We start from the raw sequence: 15,036 nt of genomic DNA, 5'->3' as shown, positions 1-15,036 counted from the left end.
GCATGAAGAACAGACTCCGCGAGATCACCCCGCTCATGGTGGTGCTCGACGTCCTGGCTGCACGGCTGAAGGAGGCGCGCAAGCAGCCCGACCGGGGCGACGTCAGCATCTCCACCGTCATCATCTGGGTCGCCGTCATCGGGGTCGCGGTCGGTATCGCCACCATCATCGGCGTCACCCTGTACAACAAGTACTCCGCCAAGCTCACCGGGCTGTGAACCCGGAGCCCACCGACTCCGGGAGTGCCGTCCCGCAGCCGGGGCGGCACTCGCGGGCGTGGCCCGGCCGGGGGCTCTTCAAGGGGCGGTCGGACGACCGGGGCGACGCCTCCATCGAGATGGCCATCATCCTGCCGGTCGTCATCCTGCTCACCATGATGATCGTGCAGGCGTGTGTGGCGTACTACGCCAAGCAGATCGCGCTCACCGCGGCCCGCGAGGGCGTCCAGGCCGCCACCGCCTACCAGTCCACCGACGCGGCAGGGGCCGCCCGCGCCCGCGCCGTGCTGACCCGGGTCGCCGGTGACTCCCTGCTCGGTCCTGGTGTCTCGACAGCTGGCAGCACCGGGGAGCGCGCCACGGTCACTGTCACCGGCCGGGCGCCGTCCGTGCTGCCCGGACTCGACGGGATCACGGTCACCCAGAGCGCGTCGGCGCCTCGCGAGCGCTGGACGGTGAAGCAATGACCAGACTCGGCCCCGGGTTGCGCTGCGTACGGCGCATGCGTCGCGACGACAGGGGAAGTACCGCGATCGAGGCAGCCATCATCACCCCGCCGCTGATCCTCTTCCTGCTCCTGGCCCTCGCCGCCGGGCGCATCGTCATGGCCGGTCACGTCGTCGACGCCGCCACCGAGGATGCCGCACGCCAGGCATCGATCTCCCGCGTGCCCGGCGACGCCCGGGAGAGCGCTCTCTCCGCCGCCCGGACCACCCTCACCGGCCAAGGTCTCCACTGCGCGTCCACGAGCATCGCCCTGGACACCGCCGGCCTGGGCGCCGAGGTCGGAGAAGCAGGCACGGTGACAGCGACCGTGACCTGCCAGGTGAACCTCGCCGACCTCGCGCTGCCCGGGGTCCCCGGCACGCACACCATGACCTCGACCTTCACCAGTGCCGTGAACCGTTACGTGGAGCGCTGATGACGCCGATGAATCGCTGCCACCACATCCGTACGCGACTGGGCCGGGACACCGGCAGCGTCTCCATCTACGTCGCCATCGTCATCGTCGGCATGCTCGTCATGATCGGCATCACGGTCGACGGGGGCGGCAAGATGCGCGCCACCGAACGCGCCGACGCCCTCGCCCAGGAAGCCGCCCGCACCGGTGGCCAGGAGATCGACGCCGGGCAGGCCATCCCCGGCGAAAACATCGTCGCCGACCCCCGTGCCGCACGGGCCGCGGCCCTCGATTACCTCGCCGCCGCAGGTGCCCGCGGCACGGTCGCCGTCTCCGACGACGGCAAGAAGCTCAGCGTCACCATCACCGACGCCTACCGCACCCGTTTCCTGACCGTGCTGGGCGTCACCGAGATGCCCGTGACCGGGCACGCCTCCGCCGCCCTCGTACACGGCGTCGCCGCCCCGGAGGACTGATGACCGCTCGCCGCACCTCTCTCCTGACCGACCTGCTGCGTTCCCTGCTCAGCCTTGCCGGTCTGCTCGTCCTGTTGGCCGGGCTCCCCTTTGTCCTGTACGTCGTCGGCGGTGAGCTCCTCCCCGTCGGCCTCGACGGCCTCTCCTCTCCCGGCGACCTGCTCACCCGTCAGGACACCGGTGGCCTCGCGCTGCTGGTCCTGACCGGAATCGGCTGGGCGGGGTGGGCGAGCTTCGCCCTCGCCGTCCTGCTCGAAGTCCCCGCGCAGTTGCGCGGGCGCGCCGCGCCCCGCCTGCGAGGGCTACGCGTCAGCCAGCAGATGGCGGGAGCCCTGGTCGGCGGCCTGCTCGTCCTGCTGCCCACCGCCGGCGCAGCAGTGGCCGCACCGCCGGCCCAGGACGCTCCAACCCCGACGACGGCGAGCGCGTCGGCCACCCCGGGCAGTTCCGACGGACAGCGGAGCGCGGACGGCGCCACGGCGAAGGAGGAGGCGGAACGGAAGGCGTCCCACCCCACGTACACCGTGCGTGACACCCGCCCGGCCGACAGCCTGTGGAACATCGCGCAGGAACGGCTCGGCGACGGCGAGCGCTGGACGGAGATCGCCACTCTCAACGAGGGCCGCACCATGGCCGACGGCCGTACGTTCCACGCCGCCGATCCCATCCAGCCGGGATGGACCCTCCACCTCCCGGGTCCGGCGGGCTCTTCCGGGCAGAAATCCGGCGGGAGCGTCACAGTGCACAGCGGGGACACGTTGTCGCAGATCGCCGAGGAGGAACTGGGCGACGCCGAGCGCTACTCCGACCTCATCGAGGCGAACGCCGACCGTGCCATGGACAGGGCGGGACATAAGCTCACCGACCCTGACCTGATCTTCCCCGGCTGGAAGGTCAACCTGCCGGCCCAGCGCTCCACGCCGCCGGCCGACACCGGGACCGACGTACCGGCCGAATCAGCGCCGACCCAACCGACTTCGCCCGAGGGCGAGGCAGCGGGCGAGCAGGGCGGCGGGGCGGCAGCCCGTCCCAAGCCCTCGAAGCCGAGCAGCACGCCGAGCCCTTCGGTCTCCACACCTCCCTCCGTGACGCCGGCTGAGCCATCAGCAGCCGCACCCGCCGCGACACCGCCGTCGCGGGAAGCGAAGCCCAGTGCGACCCCGTCCGCTCCGCGCCGCGAATCCGCGGCTCCCTCTTCTCCCCCGGTCTCCGCGAGCCCCGCCCCGAAGCAGAGCACCCAGCCTTCGGTGCCGGCCTCCCAGACTCCCGCTGTCGCGGAATCTTCCTCCGTGGACATGGTCGCCCTCGCGACCTGGGGCGGCCTGCTCGCCGCCGGGCTGCTCTCCGCACTCACCGTCAAGCGCCTGCTCCAGCAGCGCAACCGCCGCGGCGGCGAGCGCATCGCCCTGCCCCGGCCGATGCCCGTACCCTCCGGTTCGCCGGCAGACGAGCAGCAGGACCCCCTGCTCCTGCACCTCGCCGAGGTCGAACGCCGGATACGCGCCACTGAAGCCCCCGAGGGCGTCGATCTCGTCGACCGTGCCCTGCGCACCCTCGCCCACCACGCGGCGGGCGCGGGCCGGAGCCTGCCGGACCTGACCGCCGTACGCCTGACGCCGACCACTCTCGAACTGTGGCTGAACACCCCTTCGCCGCCCCTTCCGCCCTTCACCGCCGCCGACCCGGACCGCTGGACCCTGACGGCAGACGGCACCGGCCTACTCACCGCTGAAGCCTGCCGTGAGGTCTGCGCCCCCTACCCGTCACTTGTGACCCTCGGCCGCGACGAGGACGGCGCTCTGGTCCTCGCCGACCTGGAAGCCCTCGGCGTCCTGCTCCTCCCGGCCGACCCGGCAACCTCCCGGCCCGTTCTGCGCGCCCTCGCGATCGAACTGGCCACCGCCTCCTGGAGCGACGACCTCGGCGTGCTGGTGAGCGGACTCGGCTCCGGGCTCGTCGCCATCGAGGAGGGGTTTGGCCGGATCACCGAGACCGACGATCCGGCGGCCACCGTCAGCGAAGTGAGCGCCTGGGCCCGAACGGTGCGCACCGCGCTGGCCGACACCGGCGCCGACTCGGTCCGTACGGCCCGTACCTGCCCCACCGGCGTGGAGGCATGGACCCCCCGCATCGCCCTGTGCGCGGGGCCCCTGCCGACCGACCTGGTCGAGGCCGCCCGGGATCTTCTCGACGCGCCGGCCTGCGCCGCGCTGATCACGGGCGCCGACGAGGGCACGCTGCCCGGAGCGACCGCCCTGCCCGGCCCCGCCGGGGGCACGGTGCGACTTGCGGGTCGTGAAGTGCACCTGCTGCCTCAGCACATAACCGACGCCGACTACGAGGCGCTGCTCAAGCTCTTCGGCATCACCGCGACCCCTGCGTCCGCGCCGCTCCCGGTACCGGAACAGGCCCGGGAACCCGCGGTACTGTCGCCGGCCTCGGCCCCACTCCCGGACCGGTTGGCCAGCGTGGAGGTCCCCGAGCCGTACAGCGTCAGCATCGGCCTCCTGGGAGCCCCCACGATCACCGGAGTACGGCAGGAGATCGCCCCCGCCGCTGCCGGCCGGCTGACTGAGATCGCCGCCTGGATCGCGCTCCACCCCGGGGCCGACACCACAGCGCTCGCCGAAGAGGTCTGGCCCGGCGGGGTATCGGCGGCCTTCCGGACCGCCCAACTGTCCGCCCTCCGCCGCTGGCTGGGCACCGACTTGCAGCGCGGTGACATCTACCAGTTCGACGAGAGCACCGGCACGGACTGGCACCGCTTCCAGTCGCTCGCCCGGCGAGGACGGCTCAAGGGCGCCGACGGCGCCGAGGACCTGGCCGCCGCCCTGCACCTCGTACGGGGCCGCCCCTTCGACGCGATTCCGCCGCGCCGTTACACCTGGGCCGAGTACTTGCGCCAGGACATGATCACTACCGTCGTGGACACCGCCGCCCTGCTCGCCGAACTCCTCCTCGCGGCCGGGGAATACGTGTCCGCGCGGGAGGCTGCCGACAAGGGCCTGCTCGCCGAGCCGGCCGCCGAGCGCCTCCACCGCCTCGCGATCCGGGCGGCGAACCTCGCAGGCGACGACAAAGCCGTGGAGTGGTACACCACCCTCATCGACGAACTGACCGACCGGCTGGGCACCGAGATGCAGCCGGAGACGGCCGAACTCCTGGGCGAGGTCGCCCTGCGCCCCGCCCGGCGGTAGTCCGTCGGCGCCACCCGATCCACGGAAGGGACCTCATGCGCCACAAGCACAGCGCCGTCTTCGCCGCCGCATGCCTGCTGCTGACCGCCGGGTGCAGTACACCGGAGGACGACAAGGCACTGGCCCCCCAGTCGTCGGCGACGTCCTCACCGACACCTAAGCGGGTCAGCTACGACCCACCGCACACCTTCAGCCGCACGAACGCCATCAGCCTGCCGAAGGATGCCAACACCGCCACCTCCACGCTGAGCGGCGGCGACACGAGTACGGTCGCCCTGCACAAGACGCTCGCCTACGTCGCCGGCCCGGTGAGCCTGACCGCCATCGACACCTCCACCGGCGAGACGCTGAGGACAATCCGCCCCGCCCATCCCGTACTCGGTGCGGACCGCGAGTTTCAGTTCGAGAACAACGTCCCGGCCCAGCCCGTCATCAGTGGCGGCGACGCGCCCCTCGTCGCGCAGGCCTTCCTCACACAGGTCCCCGCCTCCGGCACGACCCCGGCCCGCCGCCTGGTGGAAGTCGTCACGATGAACGCGGACACCGCCAAGCCCTCGGACGCCATCGAGCTCGAACTCCCGAAGTGGGCCCAGGAAGAAGTCATGGAACCCGAGGCGGCCGTCGTCGACAGCGAGGGCGCCCTGGTCGTCGTGACCGTCCGGACTGTCAAGTACGAGGACCATGCCGTCAGCTTCGCGATCGACCTGGCCCGCTCCACCGTCGTCTGGAAGAAGGGGGTCCTGGCGACGGGCCTGTCCGGCCGGAGCGTGGTGGCCATCGACCGACCCGCGAACTCCGAGGAGCAAAAGGTGCTGGCCCTGGATCTCGCCGACGGCGCCACTCGGTGGACCGCCGATCGGGCCAGTTACGAGACGCATGCGACGGCTGCGGGCCCGCACCTCATCTACGCTTCCGGGCGCGACTACAAGGACGGCGAACGCTTCGCCCACCTCCTCGACGCCCGCACCGGCAAGAAGAGGACGACATTCAAGGGTGCGTACGCCGGGGCGAGTTGCGCCTACGACGCCAAGTCGGTCGTCGTCTGCTCCAGCGCCCTCTTGGAGAAGAGCGCGACCGGCTTCGACGCCGAGACCGGCAAGCTCCTCTGGCGGCTCCCCGACGAGGACGCCAACCGCGTTGCCCCGGAGGTAACCGCTCTCTGGCACGGCCTGCTGTATGGCACCACCGACGCCGGCCCGGTCCTCCTGGACGCCCGTACCGGCCAGGACGTCGAGGGATCCCCCGCCATCGCACCTCTCGTGGTCAACGGCTACACCGGAATCGCGGAGGACGCCGAACTGGGCGGCCTGGCCGCCTACCGCGCTGCGAGCTGATCCCTGCACCGGTGCGGCTACTCACGTCCTTCCGAACCGCTCTGCCGCTGTGCCCCGGCGCCCGGCCCGGCCCCCGGCCGCCCCACGGAAGGGTGCTGCGGCGTCGCGTCCGGCGTCTGGGCGGCCTTCGGCCCTGCCGTCCCGGCGCCCGCAGAGCCACGCGGCCCGGCGGCAGGAGCCCCCGGCCGTCGCCCCTGACCGAGCACGGCGAGGCGGACCGCGTCCGTGCCCTCGGCGTCAATCCGCGTCGGCCCATTCCCCTGCGAACGGTTCTGCTGACGCGGAAGCAGCACGGACAAGGCTTCGGCCACGTGCTTGCTCGTCGTGGGTGAACCATCCGGAGCGATGATTCCGATGGAGCGCAGAACCTGGTTGGCCGCCGTCACTTCCTTGATGGACGAGGCCAGCTTCTCCTGCTCTTCAGCCGACAGGCTGGCAAGCCGTAGATCGTGAACGCCGTGTGCCTTGAAGCCTTCGCCGCCCAGCAGGTTGTTGAGAGCCGCGGTAACGGCAGTGCCGCGATCCGGGGGGGCGACACCGTAAGCAGCGGAGATTTCGCCCGAAGCCACAGCGCCGCCGAATTCCTGGCCGCGCTGACCCGCGAGGCCGTATCCCGCACTCTCATACGTGCGACGCACTTGGTCGTCCGCGGGGTGGACCAGGCCGTTGAGGGCGTGTGTGATCGCCTCGTACCTTCTTGCCGCGACCTCCCAGTCGGTCGTCTCCACAAGCGTCCAGCGGTGGATCTGGTCTGCGTAGTACTCGCTTGTACGCCAGGACTCCTCACTCCACCCCTGATCGAACGAATGGGCAACGTCGGTCAGCTCGCCGCTTTCCACGAGATTACTGATCCGATCGACTCCCACCGTGATGTTCCCGGGGTAGTAGACAGCAATCGGTTCTGCCTCTGTGTCCCCGGGTTCGGGCAGGTCCGGGCCGAATTCCACGCGACGAACGGTCATGAGTGGGGGAGGGGAAACTTCTCCCGACCTGTCGAAAAGCTTTACGGGGCGGCCGGAAGCGAAGAACTTCTTACTGCCGTCCGCTTCCTCGGCGACTCGACTCTCACCGAACGACCATTTCGCCCAGTAAAGCTGCCAGCGCGTCCCCTTGTCGCCGACGTGTTCCTGCCCCTGAAAGTAGACCGTCGGGACTCCCAGGCAGATGGCGCTCTCGAGCGCCCCGCTCTCCATCCCCACCTGGACGACATCAGAATCAGTGTTGATATAGTGCAGAAAGAGCGCCTGTTCGCCGTGAGTGAGCGCCGTCCCGCCATTTTTTTCAGCAGCCCAGAAACGAATCAGAGTCTCGGTGTCGACGTCATCGAGAACCCCTTCCTGCTGAAAGGCGGAGAGAAGCTCCGGTCGGCCTTTGAAGAGGTCGTCCCCGACAAGGAAAATCTTACGGTCCGGCTCCGTGGCGCGCAGCAACTCGATCGTCTGCTTGAGGATCTCAGGCTTCGTGTCCATGAAGGCGGCCTGGTCGCGATTGTCTCGTACCCACAGCAACGCGACCTTCGGCAGGGACGAGGAAGCGACTTCAGGACCGTCGCCCGACAGAACCTGGCTCACCACAGCGCGTGCGCGCGCTTCACGGAGCATGCCGAACTCGCCCGTTCCGCGCGTGCTGGCGACTATGGACTCCCTGGCGTCGAGGGGAGCCTCACGGATGACGGGGAGCGCATGGATGTGCGCCCGCCTGAATTTTGATTGCGTGTAGTTTACATCGTATGGCTGGTCATCATAGGAGAGTCGGATCCTGTGCGGCTCGACACTGTATTCGTCGATAAAGCGGCGACGTGTAGCCAGAGCTTCTCGAAGTGAATCGACATAAATATCCGAAAGGTCAAGGAGAAAATCGCTTTCGCTTTCCGCGATGGCGCTTCTCCCGCGCTGGGCGCGCCACGCCGCGACAGCATTCCCTTGTTCTTGGGAGACTCCATCAGGAAGTGACCCTCGGTACATTATCCTCCGGTGATTCACCTCCAACATGAGGCGCTTGAGTCGACCTTCCGGTTCATAGGCCACTTCGAGAGTGGTTTCCGGGTCGAGAATCAGAGCAGCGGAATGGATGTACAACTCTCCGCGCTGCCACTCGTACATGCGGAGATTCTTGCGATCCAGTTGTCCGCCAACATACGATGGTTCGTAGGCAACCTCACGGAACACCCCCTCCTGGAGCTGCCGGATAGCCCCTTGGGGATCTGAGAGAACCTGCTCCCTGACGCGACGGGAGAGCTCTCCGAAGTTCCGCTCCAAGCTGTCCCATTCGGCAACTTTCTCCGGAGGAGCGAAAAGTGTCGAAGGGATACCGTGCCCAGTGGCTCCGATCTCGGAGACCGGCAGGTCCTCATAGCGGACTTCGGCGGCGCGGAAAACGCCGGAGGGCGGCTCGTTCGCCATGGCGTCACACTCCTTACTCGGCAGCGGAGTCGGATGCGTCGAGGGCGGGCCACCCTTCGCGAAGAGTGCAGGCAGCAGCGCCCGGAGCGGAGGACTCTTCGCCTCGCCCAGACGTCATGGTTGCTCGCGCCACGATAATCCACTCGTCATTTCGCTTAAGCCGACCGTAGTTCATCAGGCCGACCAGGTAACGCCCTTGATACCAAAAGTACTTGGCGAATCGTACACCTGTCCGATGTATCGTTGCGGCAGGTCAGGAGAAAGGAGTCCAGGTGTCGAGAACGTCAGGAACCATCGTGTCGGCGATAGTTGAACAGGACGGCTGTCTGCTGATGGTTCGCGAACGTCTGCCGGGAGAGCAAGAACAGTGGGTGCTCCCCGGTGGCGTGGCCGAGCCCGGCGAGCTCGCGCACCAGGCCCTCGTCCGGGAGGTCCAAGAGGAGACCGGACTGACCCTGGCCGGGCCGACGAGTCTGGCCTGCGTCTCCCAGCACGTTGTCACCGGCGACCCCGACTGGGACGGCACTTGGACCGTCTTCACCTTCCACGCGGAGGAGCCGACAGGGACGCTGGGCCCCCTGGATCCCGACGAGCTGGTCCTGGAAGCCGCCTGGGTCCCGGTCGGCGAAGCATTGGCCCGCTTGGCCGCGCACCCGTCCCGTCGGCGCGGGGAGCCGCTTATATCCTGCCTGAACGGCACGTCACCGCCTGGCACTCTCTGGCTCTGGCCTGGCGGACCGGAAGATCCTCCGGTCGTGGTCCCCGTAGTCCCCCGCTGACGGAAGGAAGACCGAGAGCATGTCGCCTTTCCCGCCTGTCTCGTCTCACGCATCAGCCCACAGCATTCGGTACGAGATCGTCGGGCAGCAGCCGACGGAGGGGTACCCGGAGCGCTTTGCCATGGACCTGTCGGCTGATGGGCGCGCCCAACTTAGCTATGAACACGGCCCGATACGGCAGTCCTGGTCCGCGCGGACCGAAGGCATCGTGTGGACCCGCCTGTTGAAAGCCCTTGAGAGCATGCCGTCCAGCGGCGCCTCCGAAGACCTGTCTCCCCGTGGGCCCGCGCGCCGCCGCCTCCGGATCCTCGGCGCCGCTCCGCTGCCGAGGACGGTGACCTGGGACGAGGGACCCGATTCCGCCAGGGCCGGCGCGATCCTGGACTCCCTGATCGCGCAGATCAGCGGTCTGTCGTCGAATCTCGTCGCCGACACTCTTCCCCCGCTGACTCACCGGAGCATCGCGGAAGTGGCCGACGGTCTGCCTGGTCAGGAGGCAGCCGCTGTCTTCGGGACGGTCGGCGGCCAGCGGGCGTTCGCACTCGCCCAAATCGGCGGCGGCTTCGGTGTGTTCTCGGTCGATCCCCTGAAGTTGCTCGGGGAGACGGCCGAGACGGGGCAACCGATCCGGGCACTGGCCCTGGGGTCGGAAGGCGGGCGCGACCTCCTGGTGACCGGCGGCGACGACAGCGCTGTCTGGGTCTGGGATCTGACCGGCGACGACGGGCTGCTCCACGCGAGAGGAGGCCATGGCGGCGCGGTCAGGGCCGTCACCGCGCGGGTCGACCTGGACGACGACGGGCTGCTCTACTCGGGCGGCGTGGACGGCAACATCTGGGGCTGGGGCAGCCGAGACGGAAGAGAGGTCGGCGCGCTGACCGGCCACGACCGGACAGTCAACGCGCTGGCCACTGCCCGCGTCAGCGGCCTCGGCCTGCTCGTCTCCGGCGGAGACGACGGGACGGTGCGCGTCTGGAACACCGACACGGGCGAGTCGCTGCGCACGCTCACTCCGGGGACCGAATGGGTCAACGCCGTGGCGGTCACCGGCACGAAGGGTCTGATCGCGGCAGCCGGCTCCGACCATGTCGTCAGAGTGTGGGACATCGCGACCGGCGCCCCGACACAGGCGCTGCGCGGCCACAGCGCGGCAGTGACGGGACTGGCCTTTCTCGACCTGGAGGGCCGGACGGTGCTGGCCTCTTGCTCCTACGACGGCACGATCAGGACCTGGGACGTCGAAGCCGGGCGCGCCCTGGACAAGTGGCCCGCCCAGGACGCCTGGCCGGCCGCGCTGGCAGCCGCCGCCTCAGAGGGCCGAGCGGTCCTCGTGTCCGGCGGCGCGACCGGGACCGTGCGCGTCTGGGATGCGCGGGGAACGGCGCTGCGCGCTCTGGCCACAGACGGCGGCCCCGTCCAGGCGCTCGCGCTGGCCGAGCTCGACGGGAGCACGGCAGCGGCCGTGGGATGCCTCGACGGCTCCCTCAGGCTCTGGGACGTCGCGACCGATTCCGTACGCTACGCGCTCGACCCGGATGACGGCCCCATCACCTCGGTCGCCTTCGGCCCGGCCGCCGGCACGGTCGTCTGCGGGACCGCTCGGGGCTCAGTCCGCGTCCACTCCAGCGTGGACGGGGCGCTCCAGCTGGTGCCGACACCCCACACCGACAGGATCCTCTCCCTCGCGCTCCTCCCCGCGGCCGGTGGCGTCGTGGCGTCTGCCGGAGCCGACCGGACGGTACGCACCTGGGAGGCGGCCACCGGCAGTCCGCTCCTGCGGCTGCGCGGCCATGAGGCGGCGGTGACGCGACTGGCGACGGGACAGGTCGGTACCGTCACGGCTCTTGCCTCGGCAGACGAGGACGCGAAGATCCTGGTGTGGGACGCGGTCTCCGGCCAACGCCTCCTGGACCTCCGCGCCGCCCGTCCGGTAAGCGCTCTCGTCTTCGGCATGGTCGACGGTGTCGGTGTCCTGGCCGCCGCGGAGTCGCACGGTCCCATCCGGGTGTGGGACGTGGTCTCCGGAGACGAACTGGCAACGCTCGATACCGTCGACACCGTTGTTGTGACGCTCACCGTCTGCGCGCTCGACGGCACCACCGCATTGCTGGTCGGCACTTGGGACGGGACGGTTCGCGCCTGGCAGCTCCCGGACGGTGCCGAGATGGGCGAGGTCTCCGTAGCGCAGACGCCGCTCGCGCTCTCCTTCTCCCCGCCCGGAACCCTGCATGTCGCGGGAAGCAATGGCCTGACGACCATTGAGCACTTTCCGTCCTGAAGTTGCGGGTCACGGGGCTGGTGTGAGTCGGTAGCGGGGTGCTCGTGCGGATCGGGACCGCGATCGCCCAATGCCGAGAAGTGAGGGCTCGGCGGCCGCCGGGGCAGGGAAGCTCGCGGTGAACCGCGGCGTAATGGACTCCGAATTCGAGGACGCGGTCCGGGAAGAGGACACCGACGTGTGCGTCAAAGTGCGCCGTCCTGGCATATCAGTGAGGTTGCCGCGGACGCCGCGGTGGCCGAGCTGTGCAGGGAGTACAAGAACACTAGAGTGTGGAAGGCGCACAAGAGTTCGAGGAAGGTCCTTCAGGAGATCAACATCCCCATAGACATCGACCGCAACAAACTGCCCGCCATCGCAAGATTTGCCGACAACATTCGACAGCGAACCGGGGACCGATTGGATAGGCCGGGTCAGGTCAGGGGGCACTCGGACGAAGAGTTCAAGGCCGTAAGGGAAGCTACACGCTTCACCACAAGGCTCTCTCTGTCAGGCGGGGAGAGCCTCACTCGCGTTCAGACCCGCTGATCAGGCACCTCGCGTCATCGGTATAGATCCTTCCCGCCCTGGCCTTGCGGTTTCCCACAGTCACGGTCAGACGACTGGGCATGACGCGCGAAGTAGTGCCAATGCATCGCCTCCCGCCCTCAGCGACGGCCGGTAGCAGGCGCTCCGCCACCTGGAGCGTGCGGAGGGACCGGCTGTCCGCTGCGGTCATCGCGGCAGCGGTGGTGACAGGTGCTCGACGTCGATCTCTTCGCTGCGCAGCACCCGCTCGTAGGTGACTTCCCTGATAGTGGCGACTTCCGAGTCGAAAGCGTGACCCGCCACTGCAGTTTGCACACCAGGAGGCTCGGTCGACTTCGGTTTGCACACCGCTGCCAGAGCCCCGGCAAAGCCGTCCCATAGCCACAGTCGCTCAAGACGTTCCCCAGATGCGCCCAGCGAGATGATCCGGTCGGCGAGCTCCGTAGGTGACCGATGGAGACCGTCGTCGCCGTAGAGCCACTGATAGACAGCAGCGGGCGGCGTCAGGTCCTCCGTGTCATCGAAGACGGGCAGAAGGCCCGGCTTAACCAGGACAAGCAGTTTGAGATGGTACGGAGCACCGTCGTCCCAACTGGGGGCGCACTCGAGCCTGAGTGACTCCACCATTTCGTCAAGGACACGCCCGAGGGAGCTGCTGCCCTTGCCTGCTTTCTTCAGCACGGCGTCCTTGAGCGGAGCAAGCCAGGGCGCGACGTCGTCAGGGAAGGCAAAGCGCGAGAAGCGTCGGCCTACTCGCATCCCGAAGGTTCTGACTTCGCTCGCAGTGGCGGCGCCGCGCTGCGGTACCAGCAGAGCTACGTGGCTTTTTGCGACTGTCGCGACATGTTCCAAGTCGGCGAACGCGTCTGATCCCACTTCGGGCACGGCCACGTACCGAGGCATCGCTCCCTTGGTTGCAAGGCCTGCCAGGGAAGACGAAAGCCGTACGAGCGGGGCGACCTGCACCGTGGTCATTTTCGGCTGCACCACGTCGCAGGTCTGACTGACAACGACCACACCGTCTGGCGTCTCAAGCCATTGAACGTCGCCAGCAGGGCCCAGCAGAGGAATACGCCCGGTCTTGAGCACGTCTGCTTGCTGACATCCGGAGAGGTCGGTGGGAGCGAGCTCGGGCGCCGAAGGCGACAGGTTCGGGCGAGGGCTCGTCCCATCCGCAGCCACGGATGGTTCGGTCATCTTCAGCAGCCCCCGTTACTCGTTGCTGATTCCCAGCAGGCCTGCAGGCGTATAGCCGGAACCAGAAAGCGGAGAGCCCGGCCGACGGTACTCGTCCAAGAATCGCTCAACTGGCGTCACACCGTCACCCTCTGGAGCGAACAGCCACAATCGGCGTCGCTCGGGACTCGCGGTGGGTGCGGAGTCCACCAGGCGCAGGAGCTCGCTCAGCAATTCCGTGTTTTTGGCATTCATTCGTTTGCCCGCGGCCCACATGTGGACAGCACGACGGCTGACTCCGAGGAGTCGCCCGAGCTGATCCCATGTCAACCCGGACTCGACATGGAGTCGGCTGACGGCGGCCGCAGTCGAAATGTCCCGTGATGGGGAAGGGGCAGCGACGAGGTCAGCCCTGCCTGGGGTGGTACGTAGAGCCTGGCGAAGCTGGGGTGTGGCTGTTCGCCCTTCCAGCGGGGAGGCTGCTACGCCGGAAGTTGCGGCGGTCCCAGAAGTCACGCTTCCGACCAGGCCGGCAGCAGCCACACGGCCGGCGACCCACACCCGAACTCGCGACTGCCCGCCACAGGCCAGCCCCTGATCGTGCTGTACCGCTGGCGGGCTAGTGGCTTCATAGGCCCCGGGCAGAGTGAGAAGCGTTGTCATACTTCACCGCCGAAGTGGGACAAGAACTCCTTGGTAACGGCCCAGCGGAAGAACGTATGGGCACGTTCTGCGCAGACGTTAGCGGCCGCCGACACGCTGTCCTCCCGGGCGGGGAGCGCTGCACGCGGGTCGGGGTACTCCTCGTATGAATCAAGATCCAGAACCCAGCTGGGCTCAGGGACGGCTGGCAGGCTGGCGTCGAAGGTGGAGCTCTCAGGAAGGCGGCCGAACTGCGCCAGCAATTTGGCACCGTCGCCTACTTCCAGGAGCGCCTGAGACAACGTGTATGCCAGGCGCACACCATTGGCGAGAGGTGCGCCAACAAGACCGAGAAGTTCGGAATGGACGAGTTTCGGCAACTGCTCGAGAGTTTCCTCGCCTACCAACCGGTTGGAATAGCGCACCGCGACTCGGTTGTACGACGGGACACGAGTGATCGTCTGGAGAAGACCGGCCAAACGGGCCAGCTCCCCGCAGAACGCTCGGCGACCCGGGTAGCTGGCAGTCTCGAGGGTCAGCGCCCCATTGGTCAGAGCGACAACGCTCTGTTGGTTGGCGGAGCGCAGCCGCCACACCTTGCCCACGTCGGTCGGCTTGACAGGTTGGCCCGGGGCGAAAAACAGAGCCTGCTCCAGGCCCTGCTCGACATAGGGGTATTCCTCGGCGAGCGCCTTGATGAACGACTGGGCAGCGCCATCGTCTGATGCCAGCACTGACAGCGTTCCGAAACGCAGCTGACCGATCACCCTCGCCAGGGGGGCCTCGGTCAGAGGCACGTCGACCAGCTCGTGCTCGAATAGTGCTCCTCGCTCAGCCGTATCCACGCTTCACACTCTACTTCTCATTAGCTCTGGCGTCATGAGGCTGGAGCCCAGCGGCGAGTGGCGGTCGTTTTGCGGCCCGGACCTGGCGACTGGGAAATGATCTTCAGGTTCGCGGGAAACGCACTACTGCTGGCGTGTCATCGCCCCTGGCCAGCGCATTTCGTCGGTTGCCCACACAGGGGCACCGACGGAAGGTGCTCCGCAGCAACGACGAAACAGCCCGCATCAGGTGATGATGCGGGCTGTTTTGGTATGTCGGG

The 15,036-nt window shown here is 68.3% G+C and carries 11 protein-coding genes; 8 read left to right on the top strand and 3 right to left on the bottom strand.

The genetic code is table 11. From position 1 onward, the window contains the following. Window positions 1-2 precede the first annotated feature (2 nt). From ABCR94_RS03510 to ABCR94_RS03485, 6 genes are read left to right on the top strand one after another with little or no spacing between them, the layout of a single operon-like run. Window positions 3-218 (top strand): hypothetical protein, encoded by a 216-nt coding sequence (locus tag ABCR94_RS03510; protein WP_347117472.1) that lies wholly within the window; start codon window positions 3-5, stop codon window positions 216-218. Then, on the top strand, window positions 215-685 hold the full coding sequence (locus tag ABCR94_RS03505) for a TadE family protein (RefSeq protein WP_347117471.1): 471 nt from the start codon (window positions 215-217) through the stop codon (window positions 683-685). Before ABCR94_RS03510 ends, ABCR94_RS03505 begins: the two co-directional genes overlap by 4 nt. After that, window positions 682-1,140 (top strand): TadE/TadG family type IV pilus assembly protein, encoded by a 459-nt coding sequence (locus ABCR94_RS03500; RefSeq protein ID WP_347117470.1) that lies wholly within the window; start codon window positions 682-684, stop codon window positions 1,138-1,140. Before ABCR94_RS03505 ends, ABCR94_RS03500 begins: the two co-directional genes overlap by 4 nt. Beyond that, the gene (locus ABCR94_RS03495) at window positions 1,140-1,595 is read left to right on the top strand and encodes a TadE/TadG family type IV pilus assembly protein (RefSeq protein ID WP_347117469.1); all 456 of its coding nucleotides are present in this window, start codon (window positions 1,140-1,142) and stop codon (window positions 1,593-1,595) included. The genes ABCR94_RS03500 and ABCR94_RS03495 overlap by 1 nt, the downstream gene beginning before the upstream one ends. Continuing rightward, a complete protein-coding gene (locus ABCR94_RS03490) occupies window positions 1,595-4,792 on the top strand; it encodes an AfsR/SARP family transcriptional regulator (RefSeq protein WP_347117467.1) in 3,198 nt (1,065 codons plus the stop codon). The genes ABCR94_RS03495 and ABCR94_RS03490 overlap by 1 nt, the downstream gene beginning before the upstream one ends. Window positions 4,793-4,827: 35 nt before the next feature. Beyond that, entirely contained in the window at window positions 4,828-6,126 is a 1,299-nt protein-coding gene (locus tag ABCR94_RS03485; RefSeq protein WP_347117465.1) for a BamB-related PQQ repeat family beta-propellar protein, read from the top strand. Between the two features lie 17 nt (window positions 6,127-6,143). Here ABCR94_RS03485 and ABCR94_RS03480 read toward each other — a convergent pair whose 3' ends face one another. Continuing rightward, window positions 6,144-8,528 (bottom strand): hypothetical protein, encoded by a 2,385-nt coding sequence (locus ABCR94_RS03480; protein ID WP_347117464.1) that lies wholly within the window; start codon window positions 8,526-8,528, stop codon window positions 6,144-6,146. Window positions 8,529-8,824: 296 nt separating this feature from the next. Between ABCR94_RS03480 and ABCR94_RS03475 the strand changes: the two genes are divergently transcribed. Both ABCR94_RS03475 and ABCR94_RS03470 read left to right on the top strand, forming a co-directional pair. Further along, window positions 8,825-9,307, top strand: coding sequence for an NUDIX hydrolase (locus tag ABCR94_RS03475; RefSeq protein WP_347117462.1), 483 nt, complete (start codon window positions 8,825-8,827; stop codon window positions 9,305-9,307). Window positions 9,308-9,428: 121 nt separating this feature from the next. After that, complete coding sequence (locus ABCR94_RS03470) at window positions 9,429-11,585, top strand: WD40 repeat domain-containing protein (protein ID WP_347117460.1); 2,157 nt, start codon at window positions 9,429-9,431, stop codon at window positions 11,583-11,585. 714 nt (window positions 11,586-12,299) lie between these two features. On the opposite strand, the gene ABCR94_RS03465 is transcribed toward ABCR94_RS03470, so the two are convergent. Together ABCR94_RS03465 and ABCR94_RS03460 are read right to left on the bottom strand one after the other, a co-directional pair. Further along, window positions 12,300-13,202: a hypothetical protein gene (locus ABCR94_RS03465; RefSeq protein ID WP_347117459.1), complete on the bottom strand. Its 903-nt coding sequence runs from the start codon at window positions 13,200-13,202 to the stop codon at window positions 12,300-12,302. 746 nt (window positions 13,203-13,948) lie between these two features. Further along, window positions 13,949-14,776, bottom strand: coding sequence for a TIGR04255 family protein (locus tag ABCR94_RS03460; RefSeq protein ID WP_347117458.1), 828 nt, complete (start codon window positions 14,774-14,776; stop codon window positions 13,949-13,951). Window positions 14,777-15,036: the final 260 nt, after the last annotated feature.

Origin of the sequence: Streptomyces changchenzhani (assembly GCF_039766235.1) — a bacterium.
GTDB lineage: Bacteria > Actinomycetota > Actinomycetes > Streptomycetales > Streptomycetaceae > Streptomyces.
Note: the sequence above shows the minus strand (reverse complement) of the source record. Positions and strands in the feature narration are given on the sequence as shown.